Source organism: Candidatus Ornithobacterium hominis (genome assembly GCF_900538215.1).
GTDB lineage: Bacteria > Bacteroidota > Bacteroidia > Flavobacteriales > Weeksellaceae > Ornithobacterium > Ornithobacterium hominis.
This window is the reverse complement of sequence record NZ_UNSD01000002.1, coordinates 647,944-670,629: the sequence shown is the minus strand read 5'-3', so window position 1 is coordinate 670,629 and position 22,686 is coordinate 647,944. Positions and strand designations below refer to the sequence as shown.

The window sequence follows — 22,686 nt, the reverse complement described above, 5'->3', positions numbered from 1 at the left end:
TATATATTCATTTGAAATCTGAGTGAAATTATATGCTTGATTTTTTTGAAACTTTTCTTTTGGATTTTATCTTTGTTGAATCAAAAAAAATTTAATCATGCATATTGCTATTGCTGGAAACATTGGGGCCGGGAAAACTACACTTACAGAACTTTTGGCTAAAAATTTTGAGTGGACAGCTCAGTATGAGGACGTAGATAGAAATCCGTATTTAGATGATTTCTATAATGATATGGAAAAATGGGCATTCAACCTACAAATCTATTTTTTAGGTAGTCGATTCAGGCAAATCAAAGAAATTCGAGAGAGCGGCAAAGACATCATTCAAGATCGTACGATACACGAAGACGCTTTTATTTTCGCCAACAACTTGCATGATATGGGCTTGCTGATGACGCGAGATTATGAAAATTATCTAACGGTCTTTAACCTGATGAATTCCTTTGTAGAAGCGCCCGATTTATTGATTTATCTGCGAGCTTCCATCCCCACGCTAGTCAAGCAAATTCAAAAGCGCGGCCGTGACTACGAGAGCACCATTAGCATCGATTACCTCAATCGGCTTAACGAAAAATATGAAGAATGGATCAAAAGTTACAATGACGGGAAATTGCTCATCATTGATGTTGATCATATTGATTTTGTAAGCAATCGTGAAGATTTAGGTTTGATTATTGATAAAATTCAAGGTGAAATCAACGGATTATTTTAATTTTTTTTAAGGCTTAAAAAATTTCTAAAATAGAGAGCAGTCGCTGTTTAGAATAAATTATTCATAAAGTAAATGATTTATTCAAACCTAAATTAATTCCATTTTTGGTTAAAAGAAATCTAATTTTTTTTGAGGATTTTAAAATAAGAATTTTAACGAAAATAATTACAATTTACAGCAATTCAATAACTCAATATGTTTGTATTCTCCAAAAAAAACTTAAATAATTTTAAAAATAAATCTCGTTTAATAATGTACTACGGGTTCTTCATTGTATTTGCTTTATTCCTATATTCTTGTAAAACAATGAAATTCAGTAGCTTAAAAAACGGCGATTTAATTTTTGTCCAATCTAATGAGAAGCAATTATCTGGTGCAATCAGCCGAGTAACCAAAGATAGCAAAGAAACTTCTTACGACCATATAGGAATCATCAAAAAAAGAAAAAATGCGATTTCAGTTTACCATGCAACAGCCCAAGGTGGCTCAAAAATAGAATCTTTAAATTCTTTTCTCAAAAATGTTCATAATGATGTGAAAATTGACATATTTCGGCTTAAAAAAGAGCATCAAAAGGCTATTCCCCACGCTTTAGAAAAAGCATCTCAAATGCTTGGGAAGCCTTATAATTTTACATATATTCTTAGTGATTCCAGCTACTATTGTTCTGATTTCATCGAACGAATTTTTCGAGAACATCAAATTTTTGAACTAAAACCTATGACATTCAAAAATCCAGAAACTGGTGAAATAGATGTTTATTGGAATGAATTTTACCAAAAACAAGGCTTGGAAGCCCCTGAAGGGAAGCTAGGTTGCAACCCGAATGGACTTTCAATGTCTGATAAAATTGAATTTGTTCTCACCCTACAAAATCCTTAATTTTTTCTAAGGCTTAAAAAAAATTCATCAAAGCTCATTCACAAATTCAGGAATTTGAACTTTTTGACTTTCATTTTTGTATAAATCAATAAGGCTGAAGGCATGATTTTCTAATCCTAAAAATGGCTCTACCAAAACCACTAGAGTATCCTCCACTCCTGTCACGAAGACTTTATCTTTCAAAATCCAGTTTTGCTCTCCTACTCCACTCTGTTTTTCGTAAATGCAAAGCCATCTCATGTTTTGAGCTTCAGGAATTTGAATTTCTGCTTTTAAATTAGAAAATCGCACCACTTGTGGAATCAATACCACCGCAGAATCTCTTTTAGTCTTTGGTACCAATGTTGGATTTTGATAAATATTCTGCTTCAATTCTTGGGTGATTTGTGTATGATGTAGCAATGATTTTGCACTGAAAAGCACATTTCCATAAATATTTTTTGTCGCTCTTGCCAGTTCAATTTGTTTTTCTAATTCCTTAGGTTGATACCAAGCTCGGTCTTTCCCGTCATTGATTTTATACGGTGCATTACCGATGTAGATTTTCGTATTTGCCGCATTATCATTCCACCATTTAGCTAATACACGGTGAGATGCTACTGGATAATCTAAGCTCCAATAAAGTTGTGGCACTAGGTAGTCTATCCAGCCTTTTTCTGCCCACAGCAGCGGGTCGGCATACAAATCGTCATAATTAGATTGCCCGCCGCGGGTATCAGAGCCCCGCGGGTCTCTATCTTTGTTTCGCCAAATACCAAACGGGCTAATCCCGAAATCTACCCAAGGTTTCTTTTTCTCGATAAGACGATGAAGCTTGAAGATGAGCGAATCTACATTGGAGCGTCGCCATTGCTCTAAACTTTGATTTTTCTCTCTATACTTTAAATAAGAATTTCGGTCGTTAAAGTTTTTACCCGCAATTTTATATGGATAAAAATAATCGTCAAAATGCAGAGCATCAATATCATAGTTATCTAAAATCTCCTCACTTAGCTTGAGCAGATGTGCTTCCACTTGTGGTAAGCCAGGGTCATAATAGTATCTATTCCCGTACTGAATCATCCAATCTGAATGCTGAAAGACATCATGCTTTGGGCTTAAATTCATTTTATTTAAATCTGTCGTCGCACGGTATGGGTTAATCCAAGCGTGAAACTCCATTCCATTTTTGTGAGCCACGTCTATCATCCATTTGGTGAAATCAAAATCTCCCTGTGGCGATACGCCTTCTTTCCCCGTCAAAAAACGAGAATAAGGGGCAAAGCGAGTTGGGTAGAATGCATCGCCCGCCGTTCTGATTTGTACAATAACGGCATTAAAGTTTAGATCTTTATAAAATTTAATAAGCTTTAGAAAATCTTCTTTTTTCTTCTCATTAGAATCTAGCGCATTTTTGGGCCAATCTATGTTGTTGACGCTTGCTATCCAAACGCCACGAAACTCTGATTTTTGTGAGTAAAATTTATCAAGACTTAGAAAAAAGAAAGTAAATGCAATAACGTATTTCATAAAATGAATTTCTCTGGTGATTTGTTTAAACTTTAATTAATATTTTTTTAAGGCTTAGAAAAATAAGTGAAAAATAGCTTTCATACCATTATATTTTATCTAAGTTTTGATAATCAGAAGATTTCTCGTTACTTTCAGTATAGTTTAGATTTTTTTATAAAATTTTTAAAGGCTTTTTTTATTTTAAATGTTAAATTTATAAAGGGTTTAAAAATTTAATTCTCAATAGATTGAAATCCACAATAAGGATGTAAAACTGCTGGAATTGCTATACCATCCTCTGTCTGGTAATGCTCTAGTAGAGAAGCTAAAATTCTTGGCAAAGCCAATGAGCTACCATTCAATGTGTGGCATAGCTCGGTTCCTTTTCCCGTTTTATATCTTAATTTTAATCGGTTGGCTTGGAATGCTTCGAAATTAGAAACACTACTCACTTCTAGCCACTTTGCTTGTGCTGAAGACCAAACTTCAAAATCAAAAGTTGATGCTGAAGCGAAACCAGTGTCGCCACCGCAGAGGTGTAAAATTCGGTATGTGAAGCCTAATTCATTCAAAATCTCTTCCACATGATTTTTCATATTTTCTAAAGCTTCATAAGAATTTTCGGGTTTTTCTATGCGTACAATTTCCACTTTATCAAATTGATGAAGACGATTTAGGCCACGCACATCTTTTCCATACGAACCCGCTTCTCTACGGAAACAAGGCGTGTACCCCGTCAATAAAACAGGTAAATCTTTTTCTTCTAAAATTTCATCTCGGTAAATATTAGTCACAGGAACTTCTGCCGTAGGAATCAAGTAAAAACCATCAAGCGGAACTTCATACATCTGTGCTTCTTTATCTGGCAACTGCCCTGTACCGCGTGCGGAAGCCTCATTGACTAATATAGGTACTTGAACTTCCGTGTATCCTGCTGCCGTATTTTTATCTAGAAAATATTGAATCAGAGCACGTTGCAACTTAGCTCCTTTCCCTTTGTAGACGGGAAATCCAGCGCCAGTGATTTTTGTACCCAGTTCAAAATCGATTAAATCATATTTTTTAGCTAATTCCCAGTGTGGTAGTAAATCATTTTTGGTCGGTTCACCTACGCTTTTGATGATGATGTTTTCACTTTCGCCTTTCCCTGCTGGTACGCTACGGTGTACAGGGTTGGGCACTTCAAATAGAAGTTGCTCTATTTTAGTTTTTGTTTCATTGAGTTTTTCTTGCAACGTTTTGGTCTGATTTTTCAGCTCTGCACTTTCTGCTCTTAGTACATTTACATCTTCGGTTTTGCCGTTTTTGTATAATTCGCCGATTTCTCTAGACAGCTGGTTAGATTTTGCCAATATATTATCTAGCTCATACTGAGTAGATTTACGCACATCATCCCAAGAAATAATTTCATCTAGAAAATTTAAATCTTGAATGTTTCTTTTTTTTAAACCTTCTTCAATTTTTTCTCGCTCGTTACGAATTTCGTTCACTTGCAGCATAGTTCTATGATTTTTTAAAAGGAATGGTAAAAATATAATTTTTATACGAAATCTAATAAATTTTTAAAGGCTTAAAAAATTTTAAAATTTTGAATTAAATTGTTTCTTTCATTTTTTTATCTGAGCAATTCTCTCTGATGATTTTCTTAGTATCTTTGTGGCATGAGCGTGAGAGCAAAAAAGCATTTGGGGCAACATTTTTTGAATGATTTAAACATTGCACAAAAAATCATTGAATCTTTGTCTTGGCAAGGCTATGAGCAGGTTTTAGAAATTGGACCAGGTATGGGTGTTTTGACTCAATTTCTTATAGAGAAAAATCAAAATATTCAGGTTGTGGAAATCGATGAAGAGTCTGTTCAGTTTTTGAATAAAAAGTATAATTTAACTCAAGAAAGATTAAAAATTTATAGCGAAGATTTTCTAAAGATGAATCTTTCAGCAAATTTTAATGCTCCTTTAGCAATTTTAGGGAATTTCCCTTATAATATTTCTTCTCAAATTTTATTTAAAATTTTAGAAAATAAAAATATAGTTCCTGAAATGGTCGGGATGTTCCAAAAAGAAGTGGCTGAACGAGTTGTGGCAACGCATGGGAGTAAAACCTACGGAATCTTATCTGTTCTAGTGCAGGCTTATTATGATGTGGAGTATCTTTTTACGGTTGATGAGCATGTGTTTTCTCCGCCACCTAAGGTGAAGTCGGCTGTAATTCGATTGACACGAAATGATACTAGATTTGAGATTTTAAATGAAAAGTATTTTTTTACACTTGTGAAAACGGCTTTTAATCAAAGAAGAAAGACGCTACGCAATGCACTGAAAAGTTTAAATTATTCTGTGGATTTCAAAATTAATGAAGTTTTAAATCTACGTGCTGAGCAGCTGAGTGTTGCTGATTTTATAGATTTGAGCAATGTTCTTGCTTCTTCTGATTCATGAAATTTTGCTTATCCAATTAATTTAAATTAGCTTCTTCTTTGTCGGGAATCTCTTCTTTTGATTTGCTAAACCAGATTTTCAAAAGACGCCAAGCTAAATTGGGCTTTTTATTTTCTTCTTTTTTGCTTGCTTCATAAAACTCTCTCTCTATTTGCTCGAGTGAAATGACGTCTTCTTCGTATATATCTTCTCCTAATAAGGCTGCAAGTGGCTGCAAACCAACGACATGACTGAAGACTTTTTTGAGCATCGCTATAAAGGGAATCGAAAGTATCATCCCTGCAATTCCCCAGATTAATCCTCCTATTATCAAAGCGACAAAGGCTGCTAATGGGTTGACGCTAGTATTACTCCCCACGATTTTGGGGGTTAAGAGGTTGCTTTCCAATGCTTCTATTAAAACAAAGGCGATTAAGACAAAAAATGCGCTTTGGGCATCCATGGTGATGAGTGCGTATAAAATGGGGAGTATTGCCCCAAGATATGTCCCAATGTAGGGTATAACAACTAAAATCGCTGCCAAGCAACCAAACATTATGGCATAATCAACCCCGATGATTAATAAGGAAATACTGTTGAGTATCGCTAAAATTATCATTAATATAAATATACCTACTAGGTAATCTTTGCCTACCGTCTGTACTTCTGTCAAAATATGATTGACCTGCTGTCTTCTGGATTTATTGAATAGCAAAAGTATTCCCATTTTTATGCCTTTTCGGTACAATAAAAGTAAGAAAACATATACTGGCACAAGAAATGCTGTGGCTAAAAAGGAGGAAGTCTGAATAAAGGTGGTACCTAAAAAACCTCCGCCTTTGGTCTGTGCCAATTCGGTGAGTTTCATTTGGATTTTTTGCTCATCAATGGGTGGTAAAAAATAAAATGTGGCATTGAATTTATCTATACCAATTTGTAAAAGTGTTTCAAATCTTTTGGAAAATTCTTGAAAATCTGAGATTAAATATGTAATCTGTGAACCAAAGAAAAAAACAATACCGAAAAAGATGGCTATCACTATCAAAAAAGTGAATATAATGGCTACGACCGTATGTATTCCCCACCGCTCAAATCTCCAAACTAAGGGCAATAAAATGAAGGCAAATAATAATGAAAATGCAAAGGGTACAAAAAATGACCTGCCAAGGTATAAACTGGCTACCGTAAGCCCTATGGCTAGGATAACAAAAACATACTTCTGTGCTGAAAAAACAAGATGTTGATGAGGTGACTTCATATTTTTATTATACTTTTACTGTTTTTTTTAAGGCTTTAAAAATTTTTTATATTAATTTATTTTGAATCTTGCTGTCTTTTGAATTCCTCTGGATTCCAACGATATTTTTCCCAGCTTTTGCTATTTCTACGTGAAATTAAAAAAATCGGAATCGTAACAAAGAAAAATAAAAGCGAACCTGCGCCGTAGAATTTATCTTGTAAACTTTGATTTTGAGCAATTAAATCAAAATAAACACCAATCAAAATTAATAGCATTGAAAAAATTAATAGTATGTGACTAAGGATTTTCATCGCTTGTTGTATTTATATTTTGTATGTTATGAGATTTTTTGAAAAAAATATGATCTGCTGGGTCAAAGGAAATGAATCCTTTGAGTAAAATTACCAAACCAAAAATGGCTAACACAACCCCCAACGCTTTTCTGATTTTATAAACCAACTCATCGCTCATTTTTCTCTGAAATTTCCTTGCTAAAAATATTTTGGCCAAGTCTATGCAAAAGAAAACACTCAGTGCGACGCCCATGAATAAAACAAATTCGTAACTTTTGGTGTAGTTTAAAATAACCCAACCTACAACGACAAACCAAAAAATGACAATCCCTATGTTTAAAATATTCATCAAAAATCCATTGAAAAAGGTTTTGATATAATTTTTGTTAACCAATGCTTCATTGTTAATATGCAGGGTTGGTTTAGAAACAAACATATAGCAACCGTAAATCATAATGATAAATCCGCCAATTATATATAGCGAGCGGTGTGTTTCTATATAATGAATTAAGTCTTTGGAGCCAAAAAAAGCAAATGCAATGCAAATCAAATCTGCTACGATGACACCTGCATCTAAAGCTATAGCCGAGCGCCAACCTTTCGTCAAGCTTGTTTCAATCAAAAGGAAAAATGCTGGTCCTATCAAGATAAGACTCAAGGATACGCCTAGCATTATTGCATATAAAATCATTTCAAACATCCGATGAATCTATGATTAATATCTAAAAGAATTTCGCAAATTAATCATTTGAACTGAAGATTAAAATTAAATTCTTCATGATTTTTTTAAGCCTTAAATTTTTTTTTACTTAAATTCAGATAAATCAGTGATATACATTTCTGTCCCGAATTTTTTAAGCGTTTTACTATCACCAACAGGCCAAGTTTCTAATTTTAATTTTTTTTCACTCGCCTTACGAAATTTATTTCCAGTGATTTGCTCTAAAGCCTTGGCTAGCGCGGGGTCGCTGGGATTCCCAAACTCTTTGATATTGCCTAAATAGTCTACAAAATTAATTTTAATATCAGGTTCTACTCCCTCAACGAAGACTTCATTTCTAGAGTTAAAGTACGCAAAAACAATCGGTTGCATTCCGTAAGAGTGATTTTTATTTCTATTTTCAAAATCTGTATAGGCTTTATTTATATTCTTATCTGGTGCATCAACTAAAGTGATAGAACCCACAAATTTCCCATACGTTTTCTGCCCTATCTGCACAACATCGATATAGGGTTTTAGTGACGTTATCGTTAATTCACTTGCAGATGCCGTAGCATGAGAGGTTAAAACATAGACTCTGTTAAGATGTAATGAATTAGCCAATTCTTTGCCTTTGCTTTTCATTTCACCATCTTCAAATTCAAAAAGACCTATCTCTTTATTCAAATACCCTGTTGAGTTACTAGCCGTATGCTTATCATTATAATTTAGCGTAATGTATTTTCTATTAGCAAACTGCCCTGTAATCATTTGCCCAAGTGCTAGAGCTGTATTGACAGAACCTCCGCCATTGTACCTTAAATCTAAAATCAAATCTGTAACGCCTTCTGCTTTGAACTCTCCAAATTTTTCATTCAACTCATCATTGTAATTAGCCTGAAAGGCATTAAAAACGAGATAAGCTATTTTTTTACCGTTGATTTTAAAAATCTTTGAATAATGAATGGGATTTTCTTGTAATTCTTCCCCTTTGATGTGAAAATTTTTTTCCCCATCGTAGGTAAAGACTTTATTTTTAAATTTAAAATTCTGGGCAACCGTTATGGTAAAATTATCTTCTGTCAACTTTCTGTAATTTCTTTGAGTCAACAACTCACCGTTAATTTTAAAGAAAACATCGCCTCTCTTCAGCCCTGCTTTATCTGCTGGCGAGTTAGGTATGATATAATTTACTAAACCTAGAATGCTGTTTCCATTTTCAATTCTTGCCAGGCTATACTCTAAACCCGTCGCTGCTTGCTTGCCAGAGAAGCTTGCCATTAATTTTTCTACATCATCCACTACCCAAGAAAATCTATCTTCCTCACCATATCGGTACAAAAGATTATAGAAAAAACCTTCATGGTCCTTTGTTGAATTTATAAACCTCAAATATTCTGCATCGCTGAATCGGTTATCAGCCAAATTAGGAACATCTTTTTGCCAATAATACCATGAGTTCAGTGCACTCCATATAAAATCATTTACTTCATCCTTTTTCGTTTGCGCTGTTGGTCCTTTTTCTTCTTTTTGAATTTCATCTCCGCAGCTGATTAAAAAACTCAAAATCGACATCAATAGGAAAAAATATAATTTATTCATTATTTTTACATTTCGGAATATTTGGCAAAATTATGAAAAATAAATCGTTATCCCCATTCCTCTTCTTTTTAATTCTAGCAATGTGTGGCTATAGCTGCAAAACAAATGCAGTAACGAGTAATGACTTTTTGCCTGAAATCAAAAATGCCTTCATCGAAAGTTATAATACTGAGGGCGAACGTGGCTACACGGTTTCCTTTGAGGTAGAGAATTCTTTCTTTCAGCCTGTGGGTGTAGTCGCCTATAAAGTCAAACAAGATTTAACTGCTGATGACGTGACAGGGCAACTCTACCAGACTAACGTCATCCACGAATCAAGAAGAATACAAAACTTCAAACCACAGGTTTTTAATCAAGAAAATGGCGTTTTATTTTTAGTTGATTCGACTTATTTTCTAAAAAAAGTAAATTTCAAAAAGAAATAATTTTTTAAGGCTTAAATTTTTCTTTTTTTTTAAGCCTTAAAAAATTTTAGGGCAACAATTCTGGGTTAATGTCTAGAATATTTTCTTCATAATATTTCTCTAAAAATGCTGAAGTAAAATACTGGCTCCCTTCTATATCTAAACCTCTCATGATTTCAGAGAAATTTAATTCCTTATATCGGGTTAGCATATTGCAACTCTGCGGGCGATAAGAGAAATGCCAAGGTTCATACTTAAAGCCTTTTCGTTTAGGCACATTGGTATAGACTTCATAAAAATCAAAGCCTTCGGCCTTTTCATCCAGCCATTTTTTAAAATCCGCATACACTCCTTTGCCTGTAAAATGTTCTGCACTGAGGGGATTCTCAGGGGTAGTTTTGCTTAAATCTATCACGTCTACTTCAGTTGCCCAATGATGCCGAGAGGTGCCAGGAATAGTAGAATATTCTACAATCTTTAAGATGGATTCCTTTGGGCTGAGACCTTGTTGTGTGAATTTCTTATATTTATTATTCCAAATTCTCTTCTGATGCTCAAAAGAACGATAACTGCTGGCGGCAAAAATACGAAATCCTTCTTTTTTTGCTTCCTTAGCTAATTTATCAAACGAGGCAGACGCTTCCTTTAGCAATTGATATGATTGACCATACAATTGACGTTTCGATTTCCCCAACAAATCATTTTGAGTGATTTCATATCCAAATTTTGGGAAGTTAGGGACTAAAATTGCTCCTAAAGCTAAACTGTTGATTTTTATGAATTTTCTTCTTCTCATTTAAACCTTTTATTTGATTAAAATCTAGTTTTCTCCTCCTTTATTTTTTCATTCATTCTTTTCATAAAAAAATTAAACAAATCAAAAGTAAGAGAAAATAATTGGGAATAGAAATTCCACTTAAAATCAAATAAATATTTATTTTTTTCTTAAAATTTACTACCCGCCAATTTAGCAATTTCAATGATGACCTTTGTCGCAGATTCCATGGCTTCCAAAGTCACATATTCATAGCGGCTGTGGAAATTTTGCCCACCAGCAAAAATATTGGGGCATGGTAAACCTTTGTAAGAAAGCTGAGCGCCATCCGTTCCACCGCGTATCGGTTTAATGAGCGGTTTTATGCCTAAATTATTCATTGCCTCTTCAGCTAAATCAATAATATGCATTTTATCTTCCAAATGTTTACGCATGTTAAAATATTGATTTTCAATAATTACCGATATTCTATCTCTACCTAAACTTTGATTTAATTTATCAGCAATATCTTTCAGTTGATTTTTTCTTTTTTCAAATTTTTCTTCGTCATGATCTCTGATTATCATTTCAATTTCCACATGATCTACATCGCCTTGAATATTCGTTACATGAAAGAAGCCTTCTCTGCCTTCAGTTGCTTCAGGCACCTCATTTTCAGGCAAAAGATTTAAAAACTGACGACTCAAATGAATTGCATTCACCATTTTCCCTTTCGCATAGCCTGGGTGTACTACCTTTCCTTGGATTTTAATTGTAGCACCAGCAGCATTAAAGTTTTCGTACTCTAATTCACCAACACTACTCCCATCCATTGTGTAGGCCCAATCTGCATCAAATTTTTCTACATCAAATAAATGTGCTCCTTTCCCGACTTCCTCATCTGGTGTAAACCCTACAGCAATACGCGGTCTTGGAATTTCTGGGTGATTGATTAGGTATTCTACTGCCGTCACAATTTCAGCTAAACCAGCTTTATCATCTGCACCGAGAAGTGTTTTACCGTTTGTGGTAATCAGTGTTTGCCCTCTGAAATTCTCCAGTTCTGGGAATTCTTTAACTTCTAAAACGATATTCTCTTCTGAATTCAATACTACATCTTCCCCGTTATAATCTTCCCAGATTTGCGGTTGCACGTCTTTCCCAGAGAAGTCGGGCGAGGTATCAAAATGTGAAATGAAACCAATCGTAGGTAATTCTTTATCTTGATTGCTAGGCAAATAGCCCATCACATAGGCGTGCTGATCAATACTTACATTTTCCAATCCCATCTCTTCCAATTCTTCTTTTAGCATTTTAGCTAAATCCCACTGCTGTGGCGTTGACGGAATCTCATCTACACCAGGTTTACTCTCGGTATAAACTTTAGCGTATTTAGTAAATCTATTCAGTAATTTCTCACTCCAAATTCGTTCCATAAAAATAAATTTTGGTAAATATATTAATTATAATTTATCTTTAGTGCAAATGAGTAAGGATAAACAAAGACTTTATATCAGCAATTGCCCGCGTGACGCCATGCAAGGCATCAAAAGCTTTATAAAAACGCCTCAAAAAATTGATTACCTCCAGAGCTTGCTTGGTGTTAATTTTGAGTTACTAGATTGTGGTAGTTTTGTATCACCACGCATTATTCCTCAGATGGCTGATACGGCACAGGTTTTGGCAGCTTTAGATAAATCAAAATCCAGTACAAAAATTTCTGTAATTATAGCCAATCGCCGTGGTGCAGAACTCGCTCTACAACAAAAAAATGTAGATTTTTTAGGCTTTCCTTTCTCTATTTCAGAAACCTTTCAGCAAAAAAACACCAACGCTACGCGCCTAGAAGGGCTAGAACGCATTGAAATCATTCAAGATATGATGCGCGGTAGCGGTAAAAATTTATTGGTTTACCTCTCGATGGCTTTCGGCAATAGATATGGCGAAGATTGGTCTTTAGATTTATTATTAAATTTCGTAGAAAAAATAGTTGAGCGAGGAGTTTATCGGTTTAATGTATCTGACACTGTGGGAGTTGCAACACCACATCAGATTCAACAAGTTTTTTTAAGCCTTAAAAAAAATTTCCCAAAAGTGCATTTTGGGGCTCATTTACATACTATCTATAATCAATGGCACGAAAAAATTGATGCAGCCTACCAAGGCGGGTGCACTCATTTTGACGGTGCAATTCATGGTTTTGGTGGCTGCCCAATGGCCGATTCGCCCCTGATGGGGAACATGCCAACGGAGAAGCTCATCAACTACGCTCAGTTGCATCAACTAAATCATGAGTTAAATTTAGCTGCCTTTGAAGGAGCTTTTAATAACGCCTTAACACTATTTCGGGGCCAAAGCTTTGCAAAATGGAGATAGTATCTTTATTTTCGCCCTCCCAACCCTTTATACATGAAATAATAGATGAAAAGATTTTTTTTAAGCCTTATTTTTTTTAGCCTATTTTTTCAGGCAAAAGCACAAGAAAGCATTGTAGTGAATGGCGAAAAATATACCCTCGCTAACTTTAAGAAAGATTTTGCCAAAAACATTGAAGTTGAGGGTTATGATAAGGCTTTAAAAAATTATACCGAATATCTTCTAATGCTGCAACGTGGCAAAAAACTTCAAGTTGATACGACTCACTATTATCAAAATCTATTGAATCAAAAAAAAGAAGAAATTCAACGGATTTATCTTGATAAAATCGTTCAAAATTATTTGAAAAAAAATAAAATTCCTGTAGAACATGAATTAGCCCCAAGCGAGAAAATTAAAATCTTGACTGCTTTTGTGATTGAGGAAAAAGAAAAAGAGATTCAAACCGATTCTGCCGCTTTAAAACAAGTCATTGAAGCGGCGGGCGAAAACTTCTTGATTGATAAAAATCCTTTGAAATTTAATGAAAATCAGTGGATTTACAAAACAGCTACGGGAAGTTTTACGCAACAAGATTTGGTGAAACAATTGAACTTCGCTCAGCAAAAAATTGAAGAGAATTTAAAGCTTTCTGAACTCATCAACTCGGGACTGAATTCACTGCGGAATCAGTTTTTAATCAATGATTACCAAGAACATTTTGAGTTTTATCAACCAAAATTCAAGGAAGAGGTAGATCTGCTGAAAAAAACAATCATCATCAATTATTTGCTAGAAAATGAAGTTTATCAAAAATACAGTGGCGATGAACTAAACCAAAAATTACAGATTTTTTTGAACAAAAATAAAGCTACTTACACTTGGCCTGTACGCTACGAGGTGGAAATTTATCGTTACTACCAGCCCGAATTAAAAGATGAAATTTTAAAAGCCTTAAAAAATAATTGGAATTCAGATAAAATTCAAAAAAAATGGAATACAGCTGGCAGTGATGTTGCATTGATTGTGAACCAAGGTAAATTCCCGATTTATCATGAGGTTTTAGGGAAAAATTTTAAGCCTTCAGAAAAAATTCAAGAAGGAACTTTCAGAAATACACCGACGTGGATTCGCCTCATCAAGCAATGGCCACCAGCTCCCATGACTGTGAATGAAGCGGGGAATGTTTTGAAAGAAGATTTTTACAATCATCTGCTGAATGAGTTTTATTCTAACTTGTGGGAAAACGCTGAAATAAAGATATTCGATGAATAAAATTATAATTATTTATTTTCTTTTCTCTTTAATCTTTTTTTCTTGCAAAGAAGAGAATGATAAAAATATTATCGCCAGCTACAAAGGTGAGCAATTAACTAGCAGTGAGATTAAAGCGATGCTGCCCAATGGGCTGAGCCCTGAGGATAGTACCAAATTAGTGAAAGAATTCATTGAAAATTGGGCTATAAATAAAATTATTTTAGAAACTAGCCGTGAAGAATTAGATAAAAATGTTTTACTGGAAATAGAACAAAAAGTTGAGAATTACAAAAATGATTTGCTGGTAGATGAGATTGAATTACAATGGCTGGCACAGGATAGCGTGATGAATCCGAGTGAAAAAGAATTACTTGATTATTACGAAAAAAATAAAGCTAATTTTTTAGCAGAAGATGATTTCGTAGAATTTCGTTTTGCGGAAGTTCCTTCTTCCAAAGCTTACATCACGCGGAAGTTGATGCAAGAAAACACGCCAAGAGCTCGAATAAAGCTAGATACTCTGATGAAAAATAATTTGTATAAAGCAGAGATTAAACCCCAGCAATGGTTGAAATTTAGTCAATTGGTGCAGCTAACGCCTTTACCAGATAATGCTCCAAAAGCTATTTATTTAAAAAAGCAAATTTTTAACCTTCCTCATCAGGGTAATTATTTTCTGCTCCAAATTACTAATTTTGCTAAAAAAGGAGAGCCGAAACCTTTTGTTTTAGTAAAAAATCAGATTCAAAGCATGCTAATCAACAAAAGAAAATTAAATTTGCTAACTGATAAAAAAAATAAACTTTACGAAAAAGCCTTATATAATGACGAAATTAAAATTAAATAACTTTTTACTGCTTTTTAGCCTATTGTTTTACAGTGTATTACAAGCTCAAAATATAAATTACGGAACAAAAGTAGATGGTGTGAGCGCCGTGATTGGTGATGAAATTGTGATTCAATCTGAAATTGATAGAGATTTTGAGATGGCAAAGCAGCAGGGGGCTAAAATAGATGACAAATGTTCTTTTATAGAGAATTTTTTAGTTCAAAAATTAATTTTGAGCAAAGCAAAAATTGATACCTTAATTAGCGTTTCAAACGAGAGAGCTGCCGCCGAAGCTGATGCCCGAATTGCAAATATCCGTTCACGCGGGAGTGATGAGCAAATTTTACAAGCTTATGGTTTTGCCAATATGGCCGAATTTAGAAATTATGTGATTGAACTGCAAAAAGAAAATACCTTGGTTGCTGAGAAGCAAAGAAGCATAGTAAAAGATGTTGATGCGTCGCCCAAAGAAGTGCGTGAGTTTTTTGAACAACACAAAAACGAATTACCCGACATAGGTGAGCAAATTGAGATTTCTCAAATTATCATTTACCCAGAATTGACAGAGAATCATAAACAGGAAATCAAAGATCGCCTGATCAAAATCAAAAAAGACATTGAAGACGGTGATGATTTCAAGACCAAAGCTTCGCTTTATTCTGACGACCCAGGTTCTGCTAGCAATGGGGGGTTGTATGAAAATGTGAGCAGAGGCAAGTTTGTCCCAGAATTTGATGCCATAGCTTTCAATCTACAAGAAGGTGAAATTTCTGAACCAGTAGAAACTGAGTTTGGTTTTCACATCATTAAATTAGATAAGCGATTGGGGCAAAACATCAATGTGCGACATATTTTGATAAAACCCGTCTATACCCAAGACGAGCTAAATACTGCCAAAGATAGTCTCAATAGGATCAAGAAAGAAATTCAGTCGGGTAAAATCACTTTTGAAGAAGCTGCAAGGCGATACAGTAAAGATAAATTTACACGATTTAATGGCGGGAAAATCATTAACCCATCAACACAAGAAAGTCGATTTGAGAGAAGTGATTTACCCACAACTCAACTCTACGCCATCGCTGGGCTCAACAAAGGTGATTTTTCTGATATTTTTGAATTAGAACATGACCGAAAAAAGGCTCTCGGGTTGATACGTGTAGACGATATCATCCCAGCGCATAAAATTGACATCAAAACCGACTATTCTCGTCTAAGTAATATCACAAAACAGCAATTGCAACAGGAGAAATTATACCAATGGGTGAGAGAAAAATTACCTGAAACTTACATTAAATTAAATCGAGATTTGATGAACTGTAACTTTGATTTTAACTGGAAAAAACTTTAATTTTCTAAGCCTTATAAAATCTGTTTCTCCCATTGTTGTCAGATAAAAGAGTCGCTTTTGAGGCGACTCTTTTATCTGACAATAATCAAACTAATTTCCTTTAGATTAGAATTCAAATAATTACTCTGTATACTATAAGGTGAAACTATTAATCTCTAGCAAACAATCTTTATTTGATGCTTCAATAGTAAAATACAATTTTTCTTTAGGCTTATTAAAGTATATGATTTGACCTATTTGCGTATTGTTATAAGTTAATCTATATGCTTTTGTGTTTTTAGATTCTTGTTGTACTTACTAACGAAAGAGAAAAACATCTGGCTAAAGAGGTGATTATGATAGAAAATCAAAAATACCAACTTCACTTCTACTACACATATCGACAAAACATTCTGTTTATCAATTAGTCAAAAACATTTCGTCGGGAAGCATTTTTTTTTAAGCCTTTAAAAATTTATGATATTTAAAACTTATTTTCCATAAAGCAACTTTTTATTGGTTGGATTTGAAATTTTCCCGATGAAAATAATAGGATAATAAACTTAAACTTAAGAATAAAACGACTCCAATGGGTACCCACGCTGGGATCGGAATACTGTCTCCCGCTGCATAGGTGTGTAAACCTGTCAAGTAATAATTGACTCCAAAATAAGTCATTATCACGCTTGAAATTGACCATAGTGAAGCTACATTAAATGCATAGTTTCCTCGCAAACCTGGCACTAGCCTCATATGCAACACTATGGCGTAAATGATAATTGAGATGAATGCCCAAGTTTCTTTGGGATCCCAGCTCCAGTAGCGTCCCCAGCTTTCATTGGCCCACATTCCTCCTAAAAATGTACCTACTGTCAAGGCAAATAGCCCGATGGTTAGCGACATTTCATTTACTACAGTTAATTCTTTGATGGTGTGTTGAATTTTCCTAGAAGGCTTAAAAAAATATAAAATTAAAGAAAAAATAGATAGCATCATTCCTAATCCAAAAAAGGCATAGCTGGAGGCTATGATTCCTACATGAATAATCAGCCAATACGAATTTAATACTGGAGCCAATGGCGTAATTTGGGGGTCTAGAAGTGAGCTACCATGCGCAAATCCCATCATGATAACGGCAACTAGACAGCCTGCTGCAGGTAACAGGGCGTTCCCGTTGCGGTAGAGCAATCCACCAGCTAATACACTTACCCATGAGATGAAAATAATGGCCTCATAACCGTTAGTCCAAGGGGCGTGACCTGAAATATACCAACGTAAGCTTAGCCCAATGGCATGGATTAAAAATACCAATAAAGTTATCCCTAAAGTAGCTTTGATGATGCCGTTTAACCATTGTGGTTTATGTGCTAAAATTTGAATGAATCCTAAAATTAATAGAATAATTCCCAAAAAGGTATAAGCAATCATCACAAAAAAGAATGGTTCTACTTTGTTATAAAAAACTTCGATATTGACTTTGGTTGCTGGTGGAATTACATTTTTCCCCCATTTTTGTTGATATTCATTTATTTCTTTCAGGCTTTTATTGGCTTGTTGCCAATCACCTGATTTTTGTGCTTTCCCCAAGCGGTTGAAATAGGTATTAAAGAAGGCTAAGGCCGTTGTGTCTATTTCTAAAGGCTCTACAGATTTTAGCCAGCTATTCCATGTTTCATTCCTATCATTTTTCACTGGAATCATCTTTAGGTAATAGCCTTTTGCTATATTATCTAATATGCTAAATCGTTCTGTCACATTTAGAATTTCTTGTTCAGCTTTGCTTCTCTCCGATTGCTTTTTGCGAAATGCTATGGAATATTCATCAGCTAATAAGAAAGCTCCTGTGTTTAAATCCACTAAATTCAATAATGAGGTATGTCCCGTTTTATCAACTTTTAATTTTTTTTGTAAATCTAGACCAATCTTATCCGCTACTCGTATCAGTGACGCTTTTGCCCACAGCGAAGGGTCTTGTTGCACAGACATAAACCAGCCTACAGCGGGCAGACCAGCGTATTTATCACTTTTGTATATCTTCCGAAGCAATTCCAAAGCGTGGGTTCCAAGGGGTTTTATCCGCCCTTGGTCGTCTTGCACTAGCAGATGTTCTAGCTCATTAATATGCTCAGCGTTAAACTTCACCTTTTTCACGACTTCCTCTGCTGGAATAAGCGTTTCCGTTTCTGTGGAGAAAGGAGTTACTATTTCTTTTGAATCCGTTTTGGGGTGCTGATGCGTATGTGGCACACTATCTTGTGCCCAACTTTGCATGGTTGCTAAAACTAAAATGAGTACAAGGAATTTTTTTTGGCCTAATTGTTTTAATTGTTGGCGTAAAGAGTAGAAGCGTGTCCCCTTCCAAAACAGAGTGAAAAACATAGAAATAAATAGTAAAATATACCCGATGTATGTTAACATAGTTCCAGGGCGATCTTGGTTTACACTCAGGCGTGTCCCCATTTGGTCTGGGTCGTAGCTGGATTGAAAAAATCGGTAACCGCCATGGTCTAAAACATTGTTCATATAAATACGGTAATCTTCTTCTTTTCCGTTATCAATAACTGTGATTTCACTTGCATACGATGCTGGATTTCCTGAGCCAGGATAAGTTTCCATCTCAAAATCTCTTAATTTCATGCCAAAAGGCGTTTTGATAATTTTAGAACCAAAACCAAGTGAAACTTGCAAACCATTGATATTCTTTCTTATACTATAGCCCGTGCTACCCACGCTACCACGTACCAAGAGAGTGTCTTTCACACTGCCGTCATCATATTCTACAAATATTGCATTAGCATTATTCTGATCTTGTGGGTTATTCTTATCACCATGAATGTAATCAACTTTAGCTAAAAAAACCTCTCGAGGTAAAACAAAATTTGCTGAGCCAATTTGGTAAAGTGATTTTAAATTTAAGTCTTGTACAGAATCCACATAAATCATCTGTTGCGTCTGCAGCAAAGCTAATGAATCTGTCACTTGCCCGATTTGTTGCCCTGCCATTTTGATGCTTTGCCCCTCCAGCGGAGAATTTATCTTTAACCCATCAGGAGTTTGAGCAATCTGAATGCTCCCAGTAATTGGGTTTTCAAAACTAAACATTGCACCAGCTATTTCTTTGATTTCCCCCGCTTGAATGTAATTGCTTACCCTTCCGCTCTGCCCTATACTCACGATTTCCAGAGTCGGTTTACCACTTCCTTCCAAAATGGTATCTTTTGCTAATTCAATAAAATCTAAAGCCTTCAGAGAAATCACTTTATCTTTAAATTGATATTTTTTTTCAAACTGTCTTTTAAAAGGAAAAGAAGCTTCCTTTCGGTCAAAATAAGTCATTTGATAAGGGGTCTCGTACACCAAATTTTGTGTATCGTCAAAAAGACTCATCTTCATATAAGTCTGGCTACTAATGATTTCTGTAGAAGTTTCACCCTCGCGGATGTTCATATTCCCCTCCACTGAAAAAAGATGCGTATAAGCTGCCCCAATGAAAATAATGACAAAAGCTAGGTGAAAAGTCAAAACAGACCATTTTTCTTTTCGCCACAAGCGGTAACGCCAAATATTGACAATAAAGTTAATTATCAATAAAACTTGTACTAAATTAAACCACCAACTATAGTATATCATTTCTTTGGCAGCTGGTGTACCAAAATCATTTTCCACAAAAGTAGCCACAGCCATGGAAATTGCATAAACAAACAACATTACAGCCATCGCTCTTGTAGAAAAAAGCATTTTCTCTATCCAACTCATTTTTTCAATCTTTCTTATTTATTTTTTAAGGCTTTAAAAAAATTTACCCACACGTGTAAGTTCCTGAAGCTTTTAGCATTCGCCAATTTCCAGAAATATCTTTTTTCAGTTCCGTTTTAGAAAATCCAAAATCATAAATTTCTTTGATTTTTTCTGCAAAATTTTGATGAATTTCCACAAAAACTTTTCCTTTTGGTTTCAAAATATCTTGTGCTTTTTGGCTGATTTCAAAATAATATTTTGTCGGGTTTTCATCTTCAACAAAAAGTGCTGTTTCTGGTTCAAATTTTTTCACAACATCAGGCATATTTTCCTTTTCTTGCAAAGGAATATATGGTGGATTGCTAATAATATAATCAAAGTACGGCAATTCTCTGAAATCAGACTCAAATAAATTCATTACACGGAAATCAGCTTTTAAATGATTAATTCTCGCATTATTTTCTGCCACTTCTATGATTTCTTCCCGATAATCGATACCATATACATTTGCTGAAGGCAATTTAGCCTTCAATGCCAAGGCAATTGCTCCGCTACCAGTCCCAATGTCTAAAATATTGCCATTAAATTTTTCTAAATCATTAATATCTTGTAGCATCCATTCTATCAATTCTTCTGTCTCTGGCCGAGGAATCAACACCTGCGAATTCACCTTCAAGCGCAAGCCAAAAAACTCAGCTTCTCCCAACACATATTGGTAAGGTTCTCCTCTTTGTAAGGCGTAAAGAGCATTATCAAACAAGATTTCTTTCTCATCTAATTTAGAATTTAGTTCATGTAAACCCATTCTCAGTGTTGATTTTTTTTGACCTAAAAACTTTTCAGCTAAGGCATAGAAAATCGTATTAATTTCTGATGGAGTATAAATTTGATTTAAAACGTTAAATTTATCTCGAATCTGCTGTAAATTTCTCATAAATTAAAAGTTATCAATAATTTGATAGGCTAATTCCAATGCTTTATACCCGTCTTCCAACTTCACTTTGATTGGTTTCCCATGGTTGATGCTATCTGCTAATTCTTCTAATTCTTGCAAAATAGCATTATTTGCTTCAATTTTGGGGTATTCAAAGTAAATTTTTTTCTTTACACGTTCAGCATTTTCTAAAATCATAGAAAATTCAACCGCACTATTTTCTTCAGCATCTTCTATTCGGATTATTTCTGATTTTTTCTCCAAAAAATCAATCGAAATATAGGCATCTCTTTGGAAAATTCGAGTTTTGCGCATATTTCTCATCGAAATCCTACTCGTCGTGAGATTCACCACACAGCCATTTTCAAATAAAATTCTTGCATTCGCAATATCAGGCGTTTCACTGACGACTGCCACGCCATTGCTGCGAATTTCCTTTACTCCAGAATCAATGATAGATAAAATAATATCTAAATCATGAATCATCAAATCCAAAACGACTGGCACATCTGTTCCGCGCGGATTAAACTCTGCTAAGCGGTGAATTTCAATAAATTTCGGATTTTTAATCTGTTCTTGCACTGCCAAAAAAGCGGGGTTAAACCGCTCTACGTGCCCCACTTGCCCCAAAACTCCATATTCTTCTGCCATTTTTTTTATAAAAGTAGCTTCTTTCAGACTTTGTGAAATAGGTTTTTCTATAAAAATATGTTTTTTGTTTTTGATGGCTTGTTCTGCTATTTTAAAGTGTGAAGTCGTAGGAGTCACAATATCCAAAACATCCACTTGATCAAGTAAGTCCTGAAGATTTTCAAAATATTGATACCCCATTTTCTCAGCAAATTCAATAGTTTGCCGGTCAGTATCGTGAAAACCAATCAAATTGAACTTCTCAGACTGTTGTAAAAGCTTCAAATGAATTTTCCCCAAATGACCTGCGCCTGCAACTCCAATGTTCAGCATATTAAAATTTTGCCTAAAAGTAAATATAATCTAATTAAAAAAGTGATTTTTTAGCTATTTTTTAAGATTTTTGCACCATGTGGACAGAAAATTTTAGGCAGAAAGGCAAACGCCAACAGCTCATAAAGCGGCTAATAGCAAAGGGAATTGATGATGAAAACGTATTGCAAGCCATGGGGCAAATCCCTAGGCACTTGTTTATTGACTCTGCTTTTGAGGATTTTGCTTACGAAGACAAAGCCTTCCCGATCGCCGCAGACCAAACCATTTCTCATCCATACACAGTCGCCTTCCAAAGCAGTTTATTGCATCTCTCCCCTAGCGAATCAGTTTTAGAAATTGGCACAGGCTGTGGCTACCAAACGGCGGTTCTCATCGCCATGGGTGCAAAAGTTTACACCATCGAACGTCAGCAAAAACTCGTCAAATTCTCTAAAAGAATGTTTCAACTTTTAGAACTTTCGCCCGTTTACCAAACCTATGGCGACGGGTTCAAAGGTTTGCCCACTTTTGCCCCGTTTGATAAAATCATCGTGACGGCTGGTAGCCCCATTATCCCTAAAAAATTACTGCAACAGCTCAGGATTGGAGGAATTGCCGTAGTTCCCATCGGGGAAAATAATCAGAAAATGTATAGCTTCCTAAAGGTAAGCGAACGTAAATATGAGCAAATGGAATTTGGAGACTATAAATTCGTCCCGATGTTGGAACAGAAGGATTTTTAATTTCTTTTTAAGCCTTAAAAAAAATATTCAACAATTTAAGTCAGTATAATTAACTTTTAC

Annotated in this window: 20 protein-coding genes; 9 read left to right on the top strand and 11 right to left on the bottom strand. The window is 34.9% G+C overall.

Going from position 1 to position 22,686, the window contains the following annotated elements; translation table 11 throughout:
* Positions 1–97: 97 nt before the first annotated feature.
* Both D5J18_RS03310 and D5J18_RS03305 read left to right on the top strand, forming a co-directional pair.
* The gene (locus tag D5J18_RS03310; protein ID WP_119057571.1) at positions 98–712 is read left to right on the top strand and encodes a deoxynucleoside kinase; all 615 of its coding nucleotides are present in this window, start codon (positions 98–100) and stop codon (positions 710–712) included.
* A gap of 306 nt (positions 713–1,018) precedes the next feature.
* The gene (locus D5J18_RS03305; RefSeq protein WP_119057570.1) at positions 1,019–1,594 is read left to right on the top strand and encodes a YiiX/YebB-like N1pC/P60 family cysteine hydrolase; all 576 of its coding nucleotides are present in this window, start codon (positions 1,019–1,021) and stop codon (positions 1,592–1,594) included.
* A gap of 27 nt (positions 1,595–1,621) precedes the next feature.
* Here D5J18_RS03305 and D5J18_RS03300 read toward each other — a convergent pair whose 3' ends face one another.
* Together D5J18_RS03300 and serS are read right to left on the bottom strand one after the other, a co-directional pair.
* The gene (locus tag D5J18_RS03300) at positions 1,622–3,103 is read right to left on the bottom strand and encodes a glycoside hydrolase family 10-like protein (protein WP_119057569.1); all 1,482 of its coding nucleotides are present in this window, start codon (positions 3,101–3,103) and stop codon (positions 1,622–1,624) included.
* A 215-nt stretch (positions 3,104–3,318) separates the two neighbouring features.
* Complete coding sequence (serS, locus tag D5J18_RS03295) at positions 3,319–4,584, bottom strand: serine--tRNA ligase (protein ID WP_119057568.1); 1,266 nt, start codon at positions 4,582–4,584, stop codon at positions 3,319–3,321.
* Between the two features lie 162 nt (positions 4,585–4,746).
* On the opposite strand from serS, the gene rsmA reads away from it, so the two are divergent.
* The gene (gene rsmA, locus D5J18_RS03290) at positions 4,747–5,526 is read left to right on the top strand and encodes a 16S rRNA (adenine(1518)-N(6)/adenine(1519)-N(6))-dimethyltransferase RsmA (RefSeq protein WP_119057567.1); all 780 of its coding nucleotides are present in this window, start codon (positions 4,747–4,749) and stop codon (positions 5,524–5,526) included.
* A 16-nt stretch (positions 5,527–5,542) separates the two neighbouring features.
* Here rsmA and D5J18_RS03285 read toward each other — a convergent pair whose 3' ends face one another.
* The 4 genes from D5J18_RS03285 to D5J18_RS03270 form a co-directional block, all read right to left on the bottom strand.
* Complete coding sequence (locus D5J18_RS03285) at positions 5,543–6,763, bottom strand: AI-2E family transporter (protein ID WP_119057566.1); 1,221 nt, start codon at positions 6,761–6,763, stop codon at positions 5,543–5,545.
* A gap of 56 nt (positions 6,764–6,819) precedes the next feature.
* Positions 6,820–7,056, bottom strand: coding sequence for a hypothetical protein (locus D5J18_RS03280; RefSeq protein WP_165844949.1), 237 nt, complete (start codon positions 7,054–7,056; stop codon positions 6,820–6,822).
* Entirely contained in the window at positions 7,043–7,711 is a 669-nt protein-coding gene (locus tag D5J18_RS03275; protein ID WP_260377442.1) for a LysE family translocator, read from the bottom strand. Before D5J18_RS03275 ends, D5J18_RS03280 begins: the two co-directional genes overlap by 14 nt.
* A gap of 132 nt (positions 7,712–7,843) precedes the next feature.
* Entirely contained in the window at positions 7,844–9,340 is a 1,497-nt protein-coding gene (locus tag D5J18_RS03270; protein WP_119057563.1) for a GFO_1087 family putative carboxy terminal peptidase, read from the bottom strand.
* 32 nt (positions 9,341–9,372) lie between these two features.
* Here D5J18_RS03270 and D5J18_RS03265 point away from each other — a divergent pair, with 32 nt between their 5' ends.
* Entirely contained in the window at positions 9,373–9,765 is a 393-nt protein-coding gene (locus D5J18_RS03265) for a hypothetical protein (protein ID WP_133298094.1), read from the top strand.
* A 46-nt stretch (positions 9,766–9,811) separates the two neighbouring features.
* Here D5J18_RS03265 and D5J18_RS03260 read toward each other — a convergent pair whose 3' ends face one another.
* Positions 9,812–10,540: a M15 family metallopeptidase gene (locus tag D5J18_RS03260; protein WP_119057561.1), complete on the bottom strand. Its 729-nt coding sequence runs from the start codon at positions 10,538–10,540 to the stop codon at positions 9,812–9,814.
* Between the two features lie 149 nt (positions 10,541–10,689).
* A complete protein-coding gene (gene pepT / locus D5J18_RS03255; protein ID WP_119057560.1) occupies positions 10,690–11,934 on the bottom strand; it encodes a peptidase T in 1,245 nt (414 codons plus the stop codon).
* A gap of 49 nt (positions 11,935–11,983) precedes the next feature.
* Between pepT and D5J18_RS03250 the strand changes: the two genes are divergently transcribed.
* Genes D5J18_RS03250 through D5J18_RS03235 form a run of 4 tightly spaced genes read left to right on the top strand, consistent with a single transcriptional unit; the run spans position 11,984 to position 16,287 of the window.
* Positions 11,984–12,874 (top strand): hydroxymethylglutaryl-CoA lyase-like TIM-barrel protein, encoded by an 891-nt coding sequence (locus tag D5J18_RS03250; RefSeq protein WP_245952921.1) that lies wholly within the window; start codon positions 11,984–11,986, stop codon positions 12,872–12,874.
* Between the two features lie 45 nt (positions 12,875–12,919).
* On the top strand, positions 12,920–14,128 hold the full coding sequence (locus D5J18_RS03245; RefSeq protein WP_119057559.1) for a hypothetical protein: 1,209 nt from the start codon (positions 12,920–12,922) through the stop codon (positions 14,126–14,128).
* Positions 14,121–14,957, top strand: a complete 837-nt coding sequence (locus D5J18_RS03240) for a peptidylprolyl isomerase (RefSeq protein WP_119057558.1) — start codon at positions 14,121–14,123, stop codon at positions 14,955–14,957. The genes D5J18_RS03245 and D5J18_RS03240 overlap by 8 nt, the downstream gene beginning before the upstream one ends.
* Positions 14,935–16,287: a peptidylprolyl isomerase gene (locus D5J18_RS03235; protein ID WP_119057557.1), complete on the top strand. Its 1,353-nt coding sequence runs from the start codon at positions 14,935–14,937 to the stop codon at positions 16,285–16,287. Before D5J18_RS03240 ends, D5J18_RS03235 begins: the two co-directional genes overlap by 23 nt.
* A 492-nt stretch (positions 16,288–16,779) precedes the next feature.
* Here the strand turns inward: D5J18_RS03235 and D5J18_RS03230 are convergent, their stop codons facing one another.
* Genes D5J18_RS03230 through D5J18_RS03220 form a run of 3 tightly spaced genes read right to left on the bottom strand, consistent with a single transcriptional unit; the run spans position 16,780 to position 21,901 of the window.
* Positions 16,780–20,022 carry a cytochrome c biogenesis protein CcsA gene (locus tag D5J18_RS03230; protein WP_119057556.1) on the bottom strand — a complete coding sequence of 1,081 codons (3,243 nt, stop codon included), beginning with the start codon at positions 20,020–20,022 and terminating at the stop codon, positions 16,780–16,782.
* A gap of 43 nt (positions 20,023–20,065) precedes the next feature.
* Positions 20,066–20,938, bottom strand: a complete 873-nt coding sequence (prmC, locus tag D5J18_RS03225) for a peptide chain release factor N(5)-glutamine methyltransferase (RefSeq protein ID WP_119057555.1) — start codon at positions 20,936–20,938, stop codon at positions 20,066–20,068.
* A 3-nt stretch (positions 20,939–20,941) separates the two neighbouring features.
* Positions 20,942–21,901 carry a Gfo/Idh/MocA family protein gene (locus D5J18_RS03220; RefSeq protein ID WP_119057554.1) on the bottom strand — a complete coding sequence of 320 codons (960 nt, stop codon included), beginning with the start codon at positions 21,899–21,901 and terminating at the stop codon, positions 20,942–20,944.
* Positions 21,902–21,978: 77 nt separating this feature from the next.
* On the opposite strand from D5J18_RS03220, the gene D5J18_RS03215 reads away from it, so the two are divergent.
* Entirely contained in the window at positions 21,979–22,626 is a 648-nt protein-coding gene (locus D5J18_RS03215) for a protein-L-isoaspartate(D-aspartate) O-methyltransferase (protein WP_119057553.1), read from the top strand.
* Positions 22,627–22,686 lie beyond the last annotated feature (60 nt).